Here is a 17,584-nt window from a genome sequence, read left to right on the forward strand (position 1 = left end):
CCAACTGCGGTTTAGTAGCTTTTTTTATTTCTCCTTCATGGATTTAAATTACTTTATTCGTTTTTAAATCTCTATAGATTTCAATGGCTGCACTTATGATTGCTACGGCAAAACATGGTTGTGCGACAAACACGAATAAGAACATTAGAAGTGGTCCTGGCGAAATGATATATGGTACTGCAATAGCCATACCCACTATCACGAAAAGGCTTTCTATAAATATCTTTCTCATAGACTTAGCTTCATCTATTTTTCTAAACTCATTATATATGCTTTTTGCTCTTCTACACTTCGTTGTGCATGATCTGGCAATTCAAGAAGTTTTTCATAGTCAGGATGTCCTGGGGTTCTTCTTGATCGCTCAGGGTGAGCTCTACCATGGCAATTCAAACAACTAATATTGGGTGTTTCACTTTGCATATTTACCAATACTGGCTCATGCTCCTTTACACTCACAAACGCTTCTTTTCCTTCATGACAATTCAGACAGTTTTGGTTTTTAAATTCACCTCTATATTGAATTGGTTCATGATAGGTCTTTGTCACATATCTCATCAGATGTCGGTAACCATCTAGCTTTGCCTTCATGGTACCTTGGAAACCATAATCTTTATGGCAGCTATAGCATTCATAACTCTGAATCCATCCATTTTTATAATGTCTTGCGGCTAAAGTCATACTCTCTTCATCCAGCATATCGTGGGCAATAGGAGCCATCACATGACATTTCATACAACTTTCGGATTCTTTACTTGTCTCAAACAAATGATAGTTTCCTAGTGCTAGTGCAGTAATAGGAATAATGATTATTCCGATGAGCACCAACCACTTTACTTTACCACTTAAATTTGCTCGATTTTTTCTTAGGGTGAATAAAATGATGACCTCTACAATCAGCAGGACAATAGCAATGATACTTAAAAAGTTCATACCTCTGTTTATTTTTGCTTATTAATGATTTTCATCCCCATTTCTTGAAAAGTCCCTCCTACATAAACAACAATTATCGTCTACTAAAGAACTCATGAAATGGCGATTATTTTTTACGATCTAAAGAGGTCGCTTTGGATACGTTTACTGCAGTCACTTTGTAAACTGGTTCTTTCGAGATCGGATCATAGTCATCATTTACGATTTTATTGACCAAGAATTTAGGATCATAGAATGATGCAAAGACTACTCCTGGGGTTTCATTTTCGGAGATATCTACATGACCAGTGATCGTTCCGTAAGTACTTTGTACAGATGCCAAATCTCCTTTTTTCAACTTCAATCTTCGGGCATCTTCGGGGTGCATAATAAATCGGCCACCTCCACTTTGAATATTGAGTTCTTTGATACCTCCAGTCATTGTTCCCGTGTGCCACTGAGACACTACTCGACCTGTGGTCAGATAAAGAGGTTTGGTCGTTGATGTTACTTCTTTCACCCTTTTGTAAGGTCTCAAGAAAACGACTGCTTTCCCATCGGGTTTCCCATAGAAATAATGGTCTTTGCCTTCTGGTACAAATGGGTCTCCTTTGGTATATCTACGTTTGGTTCCAGGATGGTTTTCATCGGGACAAGGCCATTGAATTCCTCTCTCTTTTTTTAGCCTTTCTCTCGTAATTCCTTTAAAGTTATATTTTGAATGAGAAGAAAGTTCTCTGTATTCTTCCCAAACCTCTTCCGATGTATGAGCTGTTATCAGCTTGTCTTGCCCCATTTTTTTAGCAAATTCTACTAGAATCTCTAGGTCACTCTTCGCCTCTCCTACAGGGTCTACTAATTTCTCAATAATCTGATACCTTCGTTCAGTTTGCCCATACACACCTTCTTTTTCAATGTAAAGTGCTGCGGGTAAAACTACATCAGCAAACTTGGTTGTTTCTGTTTCAAAGATATCAGCCACAGCCAAGAATGATTTCTTCATTCCTTCTCTGTAGTGATCGTTATTCGGTAAACTTTGTGCGGGGTTGGTACACATGATTAGACAAGCCTTTAACTTTTCGTCCACCATAGCTTGGAACATGGCTAATGCATGATAGCCTGGTTTCGGATTGATCGTTCCAGCAGGTACCTTCCAAAGTTTTTCCATCTCTGCTCGGTGTGTAGGATTGGCTACAAGTCGACCATTTGGTAATAGGTGAGAAAGTGAACCTGTGTCTCTTACGCCACCGCAAGCATTTGATTGCCCCGTAAGACTTAAAGGCGTTGCTCCAGGTCTATTGATCTGCCCTGTAAGCAAGTGCATACTATTCAAATTATTATTTAAGAATACACCTTGCGCTCTTTGGTTGATCCCCATTGTCCACATGGACATAGTTGCTTTTGAAGCTCCAAACCAATAAGCGGCCGTACGAATCTGACGAGGGGTTAGCCCTAATTCATCAGCTACTTTTTCGGGTTTATAATCTTCTAGGAAGAGCTTGAATTTCTCAAAATCTACGGCAGATTTCCCATCATTGAATGTCACATTTTTTGATATAAAGTCTGTATCGCACAAATCTTGCTCGATGAAACAATACATCATAGAATTCAATAACAGCATGTCCGTACCTGGCACAACAGGCAAGTGTATATCAGCTTTTTCAGCCGTTTTTGTATACCTAGGGTCTACTACTATGATCTTTGTATTCGGGTGGGATTTTTTACGAATCATAATTCGCTCCCACAAAGGCGGGTGTCCTTCATAGGTATTTGAACCGATCAAGAAGAAGCAATCGGCATGATCCATATCTTCATAACAACCGGGAGGCTCATCTTTCCCAAAGGTTTGTGTATAACCTACAGCAGCTGAAGCCATACATAGCCTTGGGTTTCCATCTACATTATTAGACTTAAACCCTGCCTTAAATAACTTATTCGCCGTATAAGACTCTTCAATTAATAATTGTCCAGAACCATAATAGCCAACACTTTCAGGACCATTTTCAGCTAAAGCTTCTTTAAACTTATCAGCCATCAAACTCAACGCTTCATCCCATGTTGCACGTTCAAGCTTACCATTTTTTCGGATCATCGGATATTTAATCCTACGATCTTCTTGCTTCATCAAATTGCTAAGGGTTGAACCTTTAATACAAATCACCCCTTTGTTATGTGCTTCTTGGTCTCCTCTCACACGTACGAGCTGATTCTCCTTACTCATTCCCAACATCACACCACAGCCTGTTCCACAATATCTGCAAACGGACTTATGCCATTTGTCCACATCTCCTTCATCAACAATCAATTCGGTCACAAACCAACCTCCAGTGGCTAAGCCTCCAATCGCTACAGCCCCACCAGCAAGTTTCATAAAATCTCTTCGGCCTAGTTTGTGTATTTCTTTGTCGTTTTCTTCGGACATATTATGATCCTCTTTCGTAATTACTAATTAGCTAATACTTCTCACACTCATCGGTGAGGTCTCATAATGTAAGTCGTTTTTTTTGATGTGAATTCGTACAAAGGCTCCTAATAAGTGAATTAATTTATAGACTTCTACTTAGGCTAAACATATTCATATAAATAAGAAAGGGAAAAGTGCCAAACTCAAACTTAAAGGCACTATTAGTTTTAGAGTTGATTGAGAAAAATAAGCAGAAGTAGTTGTTAAGGCTCGAATACCTGATAAAGTAAGTGGGCATATCTATTCGGGTAAAAACTGCTTCTGCCTTTAAATCCCACCTAGAATTGGAGATAATCTACATGCTAAAAGCTTTCAATTCATTAAGAGTGAGGTTGTAGCATCTCATCAAAAAGTGCCAAATACTTTTGCCTACGCTGATTCATTCCATTAATATGAAGTCCATCTATTTCCCAAAACTGAGTAGATTCCTTATTACTGGCTTGGTACAAAGCTCTACCAAGTTCATAAGGTACTTGTTTGTCTTCTTTACTGTGAATGACCACGACAGGCTTATGAATTTTTTGGATGTTTTCTTCTGCTGGATAATCATTCGGAGAAAGAAGTGGTATCATCCATTTAATCTTTTCCATATTGACCATTCCTGCATAATGTTGCCCTATAGCATTAAATGAATTAAAGGTTCCTTCTACGATGAGTCCATCAGCAAAATCATGTCTTTCTGCCATATTCATGGTCGCAAATGCACCTCCCAAAGATTGCCCCCAAAGAATGACAGGCTTACCTTTTACAGTTTCCTCTTTTATCAATTGGTCAAACACATTTAAAGCATCGTCCTTTAATTCTAGTGCGTTGTCTGCTACTCCCGTAGAATTGGCAAAACCTCTACGCTCATAAGTAAAAACTTGATAGCCTCTTTCGATTAGAAAGCTGTACTGAACTGCGGCTCTGTTGATGTTCATTCCATTTCCAGGGTGATGAAAAATTGTCGCAATTGCTTCAAGCGAATCAGGTTTAAATAAAGCTCCATGAAGCTTTACTCCATCTTCCATTTCAAAGTAAAACTCTTGATGAGATAAATCACTTTGAATTTTTTCATAGCTATAATCTTTACGAACTGTAAAAAACTGCTTGTCCATCACTCTCGATGTTCGCATAAAAATGATGGAGGAGATAAACAGAAAACCTAGTACAAAAAAGGTCCACTTGAATATTTTAAAAAATGTTTTCATGGTTAAAATTGAATTTTAGAAAGAAATATAGTTTTAATATAATCTTTTAATATTCAATTAAACATCTAGTAACCAATAAAAAATAAAAAACACCTCTAAACTGTATGAACAGCTATAAGAGGTGTTTTACCTTGTAACCAAAAAACGTGCGATCTATTTTGCTGAGAGTTGTGCGACAACTTCTTTACTTAGTTTCTTCTGATCATTACCCAAGATTCGTTTTACCTTTAAAAAACGTCCTAAGTTATATTCATCAAATTCTTTATCATCCTCTATAAAACTACTAATGCGTACCTGCCCTTGAGAATGGATAAATTTTCCATCGCCAATCCACATCCCTACATGCACTACTTTTTCCTTCTGCTCTTCTGTTTTTCTTCTACCGAAGAACAACAAATCACCTACTTCTAAATCCACGTAGTTATTCGCTGTATCGATTTCAACGCCTTCAAATACTTGCAATGAAGCATCACGAGGCAATTCCAATCCGTTCATCCAATAAACTGAACGTGTAAAACCACTACAATCGACACCTTTATAAGAATTACCACCCCAATGATAAGGAACTCCCATAAACGTTTTAGCCGTTTCCAACAGGTTTTCTTTATTCAAATTTCGACTAGCTAACCATTGATCTAACTGAACAGCTTCCTTCTTTGAAATGATCGCCTCGCGGCCATCAGGATATGAAATGGTATATGCTGAAGCTGTTTCTTTCTTCAATGCCACAATATTTCCATACACCAAGTCACTCACTTGTTTCGTTGGTTTTTCTACCGAAATACTGTTTCCGTAATCTTTGGTATAAATTACCTTTGGAGCTGCTTTCCATTTGGCTAAAGAGTCGGCATTCATACGGGTAAATGCTCCTGACTGAATCCAAGAAATATAACCATCAGTTGTTTTTGCACGATACCAACCTCCTTGCTTTTCTAACAATTCAATTTCTTCACCTAACAAACCTTGCTTTGCCATTCCTGATGAAAAGCCTGGACGAACACGCATATTGATTACAGAATTATTGATCACTCCGTAAAGTTCTTCTCCAAGTGCGGTATCGGGTAATACCTTAACCGATAAGGCTACATCTTTTGAGAAAACAGACAAATATTCATCCAAAGCCACAAGTGCTTCTGCCTCAGTCGTACTTCCTTCAATTTCCCATTTGCCTTCTATTTTCTCGGCTCTGATGTCAAACACACCTAGACGACTATCTGGAACATAGGTACTTTTGATATTCTTGAGAGCAGTAGCAAGCTCCTCTTTCTCTTTTTCAGTTTGCTGACAACCTAAGAGTGTTGCAATTAGTAGAGAAAAAAATAATAGCTTCTTCATTTTATTAATTCAATTCGAGTTCAACACCATTTCCAAAAACTTCTGGGAAGTGTACTTTCCCATCCATTACCGAAACTCCTTTAGCAGGATCATTTTTCAAAAGTAAAGCGCCATCCATATCCACATAATCCAACAAAGGTAAAAGTTGGGCTATAGCCGAAATTCCTACAGAAGATTCTGTCATACAACCCACCATTACTTTTAGACCAAGTTGCCTCGCTTTTTCAATCATTCGAAGCGCAACTGTCGGTCCTCCACATTTGGTTAGTTTGATATTTATAGCATGAAATTGTCCAACACATTTTTCTACATCAGACTCCACGATACAAGACTCATCTGCCAACAATGGAAGGTGAGAATGTTGATAAACTTCTCTCATTCCTTCTACATTTGAAGGATGCATCGGTTGTTCGATCAACTCCACTCCTAAGTCTTTCAAAACTTTTGAGTTTTCAATGCTTTCTTCAACACTCCACGCACAGTTTGCATCTACCCTGAAGATGGCATCGGTATGCTCACGCAAGGCTCTTACAATTTCGATGTCTTCTTTCGTACCTAATTTAATTTTATAAATCGGATTAGGCACTTCTTTCATTTTTGAGACCATTTCGTCAATTGAACCAATCCCGATTGTGTAATTCGACAATGGCAATTGATTCAATTCTAGTCCCCACAGTTGATAGGTTTTTTTCTGATGCTTCTTTCCGTAAAAGTCAAGATAGGCTTCGTCTAGGGCACAAATTGGAAAGCTTTGCCCATCTAACCACTGCGATATTTGCTGATGAAAAAGAGCTGGCGAAAGGTCTTCTACTTTTGCCAGCTTTTCTTCTATGTTTTCTATAGAGTTTATGATCTGCTCCTGACTCACGCCATAAAACTTATTGGCTGTAGCTTCGCCATAACCTGTATAAGTCCCATCAGAGAGTGCAACAATCACCGATTTTTGCACATCTCTTTGGTCATGGGCAATTTTAAAGGTATGTTTCAATTGCAGATCATAAGGGTATATTTTCAACTTCATCATCTAAGAACCAACTGCTTTCAACTCTTCTTTCAAATGTGCCATTATGCTATTCATTAAAGCTTCTTCTACTGTATAGAACTTAGAAGGTGCTTCTTCTACTAAAGATGAATTCACAATCACAACTACGCCATATTGTTCAACAGGATCAAAGAACAACATACTATGCAAACCGTATGCATCGCCTGTATGTCCGTACAAACGCTCGCCTTTTACTAGTTCTTCAGTAATATGTGTACAAAGTCCTATTTCTTTAAACAATTTATCGTCTGTTTTCCATTGCAACTCATTCATTAGGCTCACCGTTTCTGGCTTCAAAATCTGTTTTCCTTCCCACTCACCTTGTTGCAAATGAAGCTTCATAACCTTCGCTAAATCTTCTGCGCTACCTCTAAAGCTTCCTTGAGGACCGAAAGCGACACCATTATGACCTATTTCGTAATTTTCTAAATCTGTACGTGGTTCAGGACGTACACCTTTGTGATTATCAGTTTGAGGAACCCATTTCTTACTAGGGTCTAAATCTTCTCTTCTGTATAAAACAGACAATTCATCGATATTCTCTAAATCCTCAACATTAAAGCTTCCTGTTACCCCGATTGGTTCTAACAACGTCTTCTTCACATACACATCAAAACGCTCTCCTGAAAGCTTTTCTATCACATTACCAATGATACCAAAAGCCAAATTACAGTACTCGAAATGTGTTCCCGGCTTCACTTTTTGCCAAGTATCTTCACTCGAATACTGTGACTTCCCATCAAATAATTCTGTGATTGCAGGATTCTTTTGATGGTAAGTATCTATTAAGAAATCAAAATATTGATCACTATCTGTCAAACTAGAAGAATGTGTCAACAAATGCTTCATTGTGATTTTCTCTTCTGGGAAATTTGGGTTTCTCAAAGTGAAACCAAGGTATTTACTCACATCCTCATCCAAGGTAAACTTTCCTTCCTCATAAAGTTTCATCAGAGCTGTAGTCACGATGTACTTCGAGATAGAAGCTACACGATATTTCGTTTCAGCTGTGATTGCTTTTTTTCTTTCCTCATCTGCCAAACCATTATAGAAAGAGTAAATCTCTTCTCCATTTTTAATGGCTACCACACTCATTCCAAGAATGTCGAATTTCTTTTGTTGTAGTTTTAATTCTTTATCTAGCGGGCTTAATGATTCTTCGGCAGGATTCAATGTTGCTTCAGTTTGGTCCAAGGATTCTTCAGATTGATTAACAGTACATGACATTGCGAAGGCAACTAACATGCTTAAAAAAATATATCTCATAATCTCTTTATTTAAAAATAGAGCCTGCAGTTAAATACATGTACTCACTACAGGCTTTTCCATAACTAAATGAATATACCAACTTAAGTATAGACGCTAAACAAAAAAAGAAAAGGGGAGAATATCCTCCCCATAATAGAAATTCAATTCTGATTAAGATCTATCAGTAATGCATTTACTTATCCACTATTTAACTAACGCGCAAAACCTACTGATCTATTTAAGAAGCAAAGTAATACATCTCTAAAAATGTGTTGTAACGGTTTTCGGGGATATATGGAAATCCATGAATATTTTGGAGACTGAAAAAGAAGGATTCATCACGCAAAAAAGCACAGGTAACATTGTACAATTCTGATAACAGATTTAGGAATTAAAATGTAATTACTCTTTACCTAAAGGTTGCTGCCCTCTTTTTTAGTTTAAAAAAAGGTTATTCATTACTTTGAATAGAGAAAGGATAAATCTTTGTATTCTTGAACTAATCAAATATCAGTCAGATATACCAAAGTGAAAGACCTTAATCCTTTTACCTAATCAGCCCAAACACAACTAAAACCTAAAATATGAATACCCCATTATTCAGATGTTGTCTACTTCTGCTGTTCCTTGCCCAAGCTTGCGGAGGTAGTAAAAATATAGCCGAAAAGAAATTTCAGTTAGGAGAATACAACTCTGCGATTCCTCTTTATGAAAAAAAGCTGTCTTCAGCCAAAATGGGAGCCACAGAACAAGCGGAGATTAATTTTAAGATCGGAGAATGCTACCGTTTGTCTAACCGAGTGGAACAAGCTGTACCTTATTATAAGAAAGCAATACAAAATGGTTTTCAAGATGAAGACATCCTCTTTTATTATGCTTACGGTCTCAAGAAAATAGGTGAATATGAAAAAGCAGTCAAATACTTTAAAGCTTATAAAAAGGATGGGGAAGATTTCAAGCTAATTTACAGAACTAAGAAAGAGATTAAGCTTCTTTCAGAGTCGATCCATTCTATCATAAAAGAAGATCCATTTATTGAAATCACGAATTGTTCGGGAATCAATACAGATGCCGCTGAATTCTCCCCAACACTTTGGAATGATAAGGTTGTATTTACGGCGTCCAGAGATAATGACATGATTTATGAAGGTAATGGTGCTGGTTATACGGACCTTTTCGTACACGATTTAGAGGAAGTACAAAAGTGTGAAGGAGAAATTCAAAAACTATCCGACCTTATCAATACTCCAGGATTTCATGAAGCTTCTGCTACTTTTAGTAAGGATGGAAAAACAGTTATTTTTGCGAGAAGTAACAGTGGCAAAAAGAAAGATGATTTGAAAGAAGTAAACCTCTACGAATCTGTTTACGATGGAAACGACTGGAGTGAGCCAAAACTGCTTTCTATTAATCATCCTAAGTTTTGGAATGGCTGCCCCGCACTTTCTGCCAATGGAAAAACACTTTACTTTGTATCTAACAGACCTGGAACTTTAGGAGGTTTAGATATTTTCAAAGCGAGTAAAAGCATCAAAGGTGAATGGACAAAAGTAACTAACCTTGGTAAAAAGATTAATTCAAGAGGGAATGAAATGTTTCCGTATGTGGCTAAAGATGGCAAACTCTATTTTGCTTCAGATGGACTTCCCGGTTTAGGAGGGCTTGACCTTTTTGTGGCAGTAAGAAAAGATAAAAAGATTGTGGTTGAAAACATGGGAAAACCCTTCAACTCTCCAGCTGACGACTTTTCAATCTGCTTTTTTGATAAGAAAAATGGTGCATTTTCTTCCAATAGAAATGATGGTGATGCTAAAGGTGATGATGACATTTACCTTTTCACAGACACTACACCTAATTACAAAGTGCTAAAATATTACCTACAAGGTTTCACTTTCAATGAGAATGCCGATGGCGATACCCTAGTCGTTCCAGAAGTAGCACTAGAACTTGTCAATGAAAAAGGAGAAGCAGTAGCTTTCACTGAGTCTGATGAAAAAGGCTACTTTAAATTTGACAAGGAACTTGAAATGGGACCTGAATATACGATAGTGGCCATCAAACAACGTTACCTTGCCGATTCACTTTTATACACTACCGCCGAAAAAGAAATAGAACAAGAAACAGTAAAAGACAGACCCGAAAAAATCATTGATATAACACTCGATACTGAGGTTCCAATGATTATCGATATCTATGAAGAATTGATTTCTGAAGGAGAAGTAACCTTAAATAATATTTTATACGACTTTGATGATTATCGTATCCGACCAGATGCGGCTAAAGAACTAGACAAACTTGTTTCTTTCATGAATCAGCACACAGATATTACGATCATTTTAGGTTCACATACCGATACACGAGGTTCGAGAAGGCACAACCAAAAATTGGCAGAAAATAGAGCGAAAGCAGCCGTTGAATACATTGTGAGTAGAGGGGTAAGCGATAAGAGACTGAAAGCTAAAGGATACGGTGAAGACTATCCTTACATCTATGATGCTCAAACTGAAGAGGAACATCAGTTGAATCGTAGAACCACAGTACAATTATCGGACGAAGAAGAATTTGAAGAATTCTAATCTTAAGTAGCCTATGATAATGAAGGAGTTTGAGAAATCGAACTCCTTTTTTAGTACACTCGTTCGATTTTTTGGGGTATTACAATATTCAAACAACTCCCAATGAGCTATAATGAGTGTTTACAACTCTTATCTTTTGGAACTAAATAGAGTCTTATATACAAACAATAAACATTAAAATATATTTATAATGAACAAACAAACTACGCTAATCGCTTTAACTTTCGTCTTTTTAGGCTTTTTCTATACTCCTACTTTTGCTCAGAATGAACCTATGCCAGAGAGCGTAAAGGAAGACCTAAAAATGCTTAAGGAAATTTTGAAAATGGAGAAAAGAGATTTCTTTGAGCAGAATATGAATATCCAAGATGTTGAAAAAGCAGATCAGTTTTGGGCACTTTACAGTCAATATGATAAGGATAGAGCTACCATAATTGGTTCTGAAGGGAAAATATTAAAAACCTTAGTGAATCGAGGAGATAAAGCATTGACCGAAAAAGATAATGATGAACTGGTCTATGGGATTCTTTCTGCTGAAACTAAACAAGCTAAACTCAGAAAAAAATACTACAAAAAAATCAAAAAGATTGATCCAAAACTTGCTGTTAGATTCTTTGAATTAGACGAATTTGTTTCAGCACAATTGAAATCAGGATTTTTGGTACAAACACCTATTTCATCTAACCAAAAATAATTGTACCCTTCTTCTACAAAAAAAAGATCTAGGTTCTATATCTGAACCTAGATCTTTTTTCATTTATAATAATCAATACTACTTTTTTCCAATATTATTGATGATCAACTTCCCTTTTTCATCCCACTCTCGCCTCACAAAAGGTTCTACTTCACCATCACGATACAAGCGATTACTCTTTGTGTACTGGATTTCTTTCTTTCTTCTTTTCTTATCTGAACGATCGTAATATTCTGTCCAACGATCTACCTTCTTACCGTCTAAGTACTTTCCACGTTCTTGTATTCTTCCCGTCTTGTAGTACTTTAAATAGACACCATTCAACTCTCCATGCTGATAAGGAATCACCTCCTTAACCTTTGTCAGCTCTGTATCATAATAAGTTATCTTGGCATCTTTCGGAAAACCTCTGAAGTAATACTTTTTATCTGAGACCACTTGGGCAGAGTTGTACACCATCCAACGTCCAGTACGTGTTCCTTTATAATATTGTCCTGTTACTACCGTATCGCCGTCTACTGTTTTAGTATAAGGTCCGTGCAGAGGCATCCCAAACTTGTGATCTGTCCATTCACTTTTGGTAATCTCTCTTTTATCATGATTATAGTAAAACTTATTCGTAGCATACTTATTCGGTGGTTCATACGAAGGAAGCACATAAAAAATTTCGAAGGTTTCCTTCCCCCCAGATCGGTTTGCTGTGAATCTTTTCTTGGTTTTAATACCCCAGAATACTCTCTTCTTCTTTCTCTTTTTTTCCCTTTCAACCTTTTTGGTCAGTCCAGGGTTTGCCTTAATCGTTGGCTTGAAATATTGATCTTCAAGTTCAAGAGAAACTAAAGAATCTTCTTCAACGGTCTCGTTCTTATCTTGTGCGAATCCTGTATTGGATAATAAAAAGCTAAAAAGACCAAAAGTCACTAGATTGAACAGTACTCTATTCATATGATTAATAGGATTTTCAATCCCCTAAATTACTAAAAACAAAGTTAAACGAATATCAAAATTCGTTGATAACTTAAAATCCATCACCATCATCTTCCATATCTTCAGGAAGATCATCAATAGGATCTTCGGTATCTTCACCCAGATTATCAATTGCTGAATCTTCAACTGTAATCATATCGATCTCATCATCCTCTTCTTGGTAAAGCGTTTGGAAATTATTGACAAAAGCACTTACATTATCAACATTAGCAAGGCTAACCGTTCCTTTTTTATCTCCTTTTATCAACTCTCTCACAAGTGCATTTGAAGAATACATCGAGATCTTATCCTTTACAATTTCGAAGTAATACCAGTTCCCCTTGTAAGATTTTAAGAAAATATGGGCAATATCATTCTTTTCACGCTTTGGCATCTCAATAAATGAGATCACTTTTTGTTGTACGGGATTAGAAAAGAAGCCATCAAGCGTTACATTTCCTATGTTATGGAATGCGCTGTATTCTGCAGACCAAATCATTTCAGCCTCAGAAATCAGCAGTTGATCAGACAATAATTCATAGAGTTTCATCCCATCTTCTGCAATCGAAAGGAATTCATCATCTCCTACTACTTGTCTTATATTCTTTAAATAATCTGTTTTGTGATCAATCAGTTTATCAGCTTCAATATCTGTTTGCACTCCAAAATCTTTGATCATCTCATTGATAACCTTACGATCTAAGCGAATATTTAAGCCTAAGAACATTCTGAAACTCAAACTATCTTCAGCATAATAGTGATGACCAGAGGCTACTGTTTTGAGATTATAAACCGCTTCTTTCTTTCGCAATTTAGATGGAGGAATAAGGTTAATCACACCATTAAATTCAAGCCTTTCTTCCTTACTCAAATATTTTTCGTATTGACCGAATTTATATTTTTTCAATAAGTTATTTGAATCGTAGATATCATCACTTATCTCTTCCTCAGGAAAATCTTCTACAGGTTTTATCTCGTAAGATTCTGCCTTATGATCATACTGAAGTTGTCCTGTCACTGTAAATACAGGGTCTATTTTAGATAAAGCATTATCAAATTCTAAGAAAGGAACCTGCAAATCTTTTTTTCCACTCACCCAAATTCCTGTTTGCAAAGGCTTATTGAAGTTTGTTTCAACCAGTTGTTCATTGACCATAATTGGATTTATGGTATCACCATCTTGACAGATATAGTTGAACCAAGGATTATTAGTTCTATTCAACTTCAATCTTGCTTTTCCTTTGAAGAACATATACGGATGGTTTTCAGAAAGCTTCACATCTCCCGAGTACATTACTCCTGGCAAAAACTCGAAAGGTTTACTTTCATCAATTTTTCCGTATGCCCTTGCTTCTAAATCTTCATCAGTCTTTACTATTTTGAGTCTATTTAAGAATAATTCAGACTCTGTATATAGCACATAAGTATAATTGTATTTCCCAGAAGCCTCAAAGTAGTTTTTAGAATAGATATTTACTTTCGCATTATAGAACCTGTGATACTTATTATCTACATTCATTAAGATAACGGCATCTTCAATTTCATCAATTTTGGCATTTTGACGAATAGTAACAGTACTATCTGAAGGTATTATTTCGGTCCGATCTACAATCACATCGCTAATCTCAGAAACTTTCAGAGCGTGTTCTTTTAAATCATACTCAGCTCTTCCACCTTCAAAATACAAAGAATCTTGCCCTTGAAATGTCGATAAGAATTGTCCTTTCTTACCCGCTTCAGCCACCATGTAAAGCTTGTTATTGGCTTGATCCCAATCTGCTTTGTTGATATCTGTTTCGTAATGTGTAAAAGGGAAAGTCAGTTTACCATTACTTGCTTCATCGGCATAAATCACCGATGATTTATTGATCATATTATTTTCTACCCTTACATGAGTACCTCTCATGGCTGGCAAATTCGGGTCATTAGATTTGATCTCGAAAAGTGCATCGCTAGCCACATAATCATTCTTATTAAATCGGAATGATTTTGAACCTAAGTAAAAATCATCCGTTTCAATTTCTCCTTGCCCAGAAATATTATCGGGTACCAAACCAAGTGTTCCTCTGAAATACAATTGGTCATTATAGAAAGAGAAAGGTTTTCCTTGTTCGGTTTGGAAAATCATACTATCATCTGCAACCAACCATTTCATCTGATAACTTTCCATTTCTACCCTAGGGTGAATATCAGATTCAATCATCGCTGATGTACCCTTCGTCAACATGGAATCTGAGAAAAAGATAAAATCTTCTGAACGGAAAGTACTTCCTAGATACTCTACCTGTCCTTTTCCTTGAAGTCCCTTAGAGTCCATGACGATATCACCTTTGAATAGCCCTTTGCCCTTATAGACATCATAACCTTCCGCTGGTGTAGATCTTTCAAAACCAAAACTCTGATCTTCCTGATTCAAACGAAGTTCTTCTTCAAAATCAGGGAATATTCCATCAGACTGAAATGTACCCGCAAAAGATTTGTCTTCAATCGCACTGTTTCCATTAAAGGATAATGAGTCCATGACAAACTGTACACGTTCGTCATAAGCTCCGTCCAAGACACTTTCGTGACCAAATTGCACTGCACCTCCTCCATCAGCATCAAAAGTTGGATAATCATCCATTTTCACTAAACCTGCTTTGTTTTCTGGAGATGAGATATACAGTGTTCCACCAGTATCAGAGATATGATTTTGGAATTCAGCTTGTTTATCATTTTCATCAAGAAAGGTAATAGAATCAACTTCAGCTAGATTTACTGAAAACTGGTCATAATCAAAATCAAAGAGCTGCCCTCTCACAATCATATTTCCAGCAACCATCACGCCTCCAAAACGCATATTCTGTCCTTGGTACAATCGGACTTCTCCACTATCTGGTAAGATTCTAACTTTTAGGGAGTCACTTACTTGAAAACTTTCAACCCCTTTTATTACGATTGCACTATCGGCTGGATCATAGACTGCATTTTGTCCATTTGGTATACTTGAAAAAATCTCAATGTTGTCATAATCAACATCAGACCTCTTGATTTTATTGAGTCTGAAATAAGCATCCTTAAAGAAATAACCTTTAGGAGTAATTATAGCTTCATCAGTTTGTTCACTATAATAAACTAAACCTTCTCGGTGCATCAACTGAAGCATTCCTTTTACAGCCTCATATTTCAAACCTCTAGCCTTTGCCAAATCTTCGCCTAGGAAAACCGTTTCACCAGACTTTTCTACATAATTGATTGTAGAAAGAAGTGGATGTTGCTTTTGTAATCCTTGCAACCTTCTAAATAGCTCTGGCTTAAAGAATCCCATTGACTGGAAAGATGCAGGATTCTTTTCTGGGGCATATAAAGTCTCGAATGACAAAGAATCAGCCTCCAAATCCCATTTTATCTGATCTACATCTACATCAAAACCATAATATGACAATTTGAATGGAATGATTTTATCTAAACCTTTCGGTTTACGAAATGTGGCTACTTCATTATTAATGTCGTAAGTCACTTTAGTAGCAGGATGAAAAATTGAATCTGTCCCAAACTGATATAAAATAGCCTGTCCTTTTGGTGTCGAGATTATAGAATCTGCTATTGTAAATGTCTCTTTTGTCTTTACTGTAAAAAGTAGTGAGTCTGCATCATCAGTATAAACATGTAGCCTAGATGAACCTTGTGCGAAAGACTGACTGCTCATATTCTTTCCCTCAAGGCTCAGACCACCTCTGATCTGAATATTATTATCTATCGAATGGATTAGAATATCATTCGTATAGGTCTTGAATCTTGGATATTTAGTCTTCTCAGGATTGTGGTTCAGTGGATGAGAAACATACTCAAAATAACCAATCGAAACGGTATCTACATGACCTAAATAATGGAATTCGGCATGATGACCTTCCAAAGCTGGTGTTTTCACATTTAGAACATAGTGCGGAATTTCACAGAAAACGGAATCCTTACTCAAGCCTGCATTTTCCCAAGTAAAACGACCTCCATTTCCAATTAAAGTATCACTATGAAACTCAAATGAACCCGTAATATCTTCGAGCATTGTAGTGTCATACTTTGATGCCATCGTTAAATTGGCATGTCTGATATATAAAAAAGATGCCGATGGAGATGGTAAAGGCGGTTCTTCTGGAATGTAATGGCTTACATCATCTTCATTTCTATGAATCAACTGCTTGACCAAATCTTCAAACTTATCATCTTCTGAAGCCTCAGGAGCTTTATATTCTTCTACATTTGAATGATCTTCTCCTTCCCACTCTTCTCCCCAATCTGACGAATGATCTGACCAATCTGCTGTAGAATCATCATTCTCATCGCTATCGTCATTACCTAAAAACGATGCCCAAGGATCTTCCTCATCCGAAGAAGAATCATCAGAACTATCGTCAATCATAGCCCAAGGGTCTTCTTCCTCCTCCTCTTCTGCTTCAGTTATTTCATCTTCTGAACCTTCACTGTCCTCACTGCTCTCTTCTGAATCCTTCTCCTCATCCAAATGATCAAACCATTCCTCTTTAGTAGGCTCTGCTGTAGCTTCAGAAATTGGTTGATCATGCAATATAAAAGCATCTATAGGCGTATGCTTAAACTCAAAAGTCCCGCCTTCTACTTTCAGTGAATTGAAAGGATGTTCGTAGAGTAATTCTTTTTCAAGAAATAGTCTGGTCTTTGAAAAAAATGCTTTTGAATATTTGGTAGGGTAAAACATAACGCTACTATCAGCGATTTGCAGAAAGCGTTTACGTTGTTCATCCGAAAGTTTTTCACTTACAATACAGGCAAAGTAGTTTTCAAGATCTTTATTTACTTTTAGCCCTTTCTGTAACATTTTTCGAGAAGTACGAACAATTGTCTCTTTGTTTTCAGCGCTTAAAGTTGAAGCTGAATCCCATAAAAATAGGATACCATTACGCACAGTATCTGCAGTATGACTTGAGGTACGTTGTAAAAGATAATCTGTATCTACAGAAAAACTATCTACTTCAGTAAAAGGCTTATGAAGTGGTTTTTGGGCAAAACTATAGAAATGGACTAATAAAAGTCCGCTAAAAATAAAAACCGATTTAATGAGTCTGTCACGCATGTAAGTTCAGATGAATACCTTAATTATCGAAATAGGTTTGTCAATCTAAAAATAGATCTGTAAGAAAGGCT

The 17,584-nt window shown here is 36.7% G+C and carries 11 protein-coding genes; 2 read left to right on the forward strand and 9 right to left on the reverse strand.

Features of this window, described 5'->3' with window-relative positions:
- Nucleotides 1-43 precede the first annotated feature (43 nt).
- From BC781_RS11790 to BC781_RS11820, 7 genes are all read right to left on the reverse strand, one after another.
- Nucleotides 44-232, reverse strand: a complete 189-nt coding sequence (locus BC781_RS11790; RefSeq protein WP_109617800.1) for a hypothetical protein — start codon at nucleotides 230-232, stop codon at nucleotides 44-46.
- 14 nt (nucleotides 233-246) lie between these two features.
- Nucleotides 247-930: a NapC/NirT family cytochrome c gene (locus BC781_RS11795; RefSeq protein ID WP_109617802.1), complete on the reverse strand. Its 684-nt coding sequence runs from the start codon at nucleotides 928-930 to the stop codon at nucleotides 247-249.
- Between the two features lie 106 nt (nucleotides 931-1,036).
- Nucleotides 1,037-3,331 (reverse strand): molybdopterin oxidoreductase family protein, encoded by a 2,295-nt coding sequence (locus BC781_RS11800; RefSeq protein ID WP_109617804.1) that lies wholly within the window; start codon nucleotides 3,329-3,331, stop codon nucleotides 1,037-1,039.
- A gap of 362 nt (nucleotides 3,332-3,693) precedes the next feature.
- Complete coding sequence (locus BC781_RS11805) at nucleotides 3,694-4,488, reverse strand: alpha/beta hydrolase (RefSeq protein ID WP_211323751.1); 795 nt, start codon at nucleotides 4,486-4,488, stop codon at nucleotides 3,694-3,696.
- Between the two features lie 228 nt (nucleotides 4,489-4,716).
- Nucleotides 4,717-5,898: a C40 family peptidase gene (locus BC781_RS11810; protein ID WP_109617808.1), complete on the reverse strand. Its 1,182-nt coding sequence runs from the start codon at nucleotides 5,896-5,898 to the stop codon at nucleotides 4,717-4,719.
- A 4-nt stretch (nucleotides 5,899-5,902) separates the two neighbouring features.
- A complete protein-coding gene (locus BC781_RS11815) occupies nucleotides 5,903-6,922 on the reverse strand; it encodes a dipeptide epimerase (RefSeq protein ID WP_317047236.1) in 1,020 nt (339 codons plus the stop codon).
- Nucleotides 6,923-8,206 carry a serine hydrolase domain-containing protein gene (locus tag BC781_RS11820; RefSeq protein WP_109617810.1) on the reverse strand — a complete coding sequence of 428 codons (1,284 nt, stop codon included), beginning with the start codon at nucleotides 8,204-8,206 and terminating at the stop codon, nucleotides 6,923-6,925.
- A 566-nt stretch (nucleotides 8,207-8,772) separates the two neighbouring features.
- Between BC781_RS11820 and BC781_RS11825 the strand changes: the two genes are divergently transcribed.
- Both BC781_RS11825 and BC781_RS11830 read left to right on the forward strand, forming a co-directional pair.
- The gene (locus tag BC781_RS11825; RefSeq protein ID WP_109617812.1) at nucleotides 8,773-10,764 is read left to right on the forward strand and encodes an OmpA family protein; all 1,992 of its coding nucleotides are present in this window, start codon (nucleotides 8,773-8,775) and stop codon (nucleotides 10,762-10,764) included.
- A 190-nt stretch (nucleotides 10,765-10,954) separates the two neighbouring features.
- Entirely contained in the window at nucleotides 10,955-11,458 is a 504-nt protein-coding gene (locus tag BC781_RS11830; protein ID WP_109617814.1) for a hypothetical protein, read from the forward strand.
- Between the two features lie 78 nt (nucleotides 11,459-11,536).
- Here the strand turns inward: BC781_RS11830 and BC781_RS11835 are convergent, their stop codons facing one another.
- Together BC781_RS11835 and BC781_RS11840 are read right to left on the reverse strand one after the other, a co-directional pair.
- The gene (locus tag BC781_RS11835; RefSeq protein ID WP_109617816.1) at nucleotides 11,537-12,403 is read right to left on the reverse strand and encodes a toxin-antitoxin system YwqK family antitoxin; all 867 of its coding nucleotides are present in this window, start codon (nucleotides 12,401-12,403) and stop codon (nucleotides 11,537-11,539) included.
- 73 nt (nucleotides 12,404-12,476) lie between these two features.
- Nucleotides 12,477-17,513, reverse strand: a complete 5,037-nt coding sequence (locus tag BC781_RS11840; RefSeq protein ID WP_109617818.1) for a hypothetical protein — start codon at nucleotides 17,511-17,513, stop codon at nucleotides 12,477-12,479.
- Between the last annotated feature and the right edge of the window lie 71 nt (nucleotides 17,514-17,584).

It is taken from the genome of Sediminitomix flava (assembly GCF_003149185.1).
Taxonomy (GTDB): domain Bacteria; phylum Bacteroidota; class Bacteroidia; order Cytophagales; family Flammeovirgaceae; genus Sediminitomix; species Sediminitomix flava.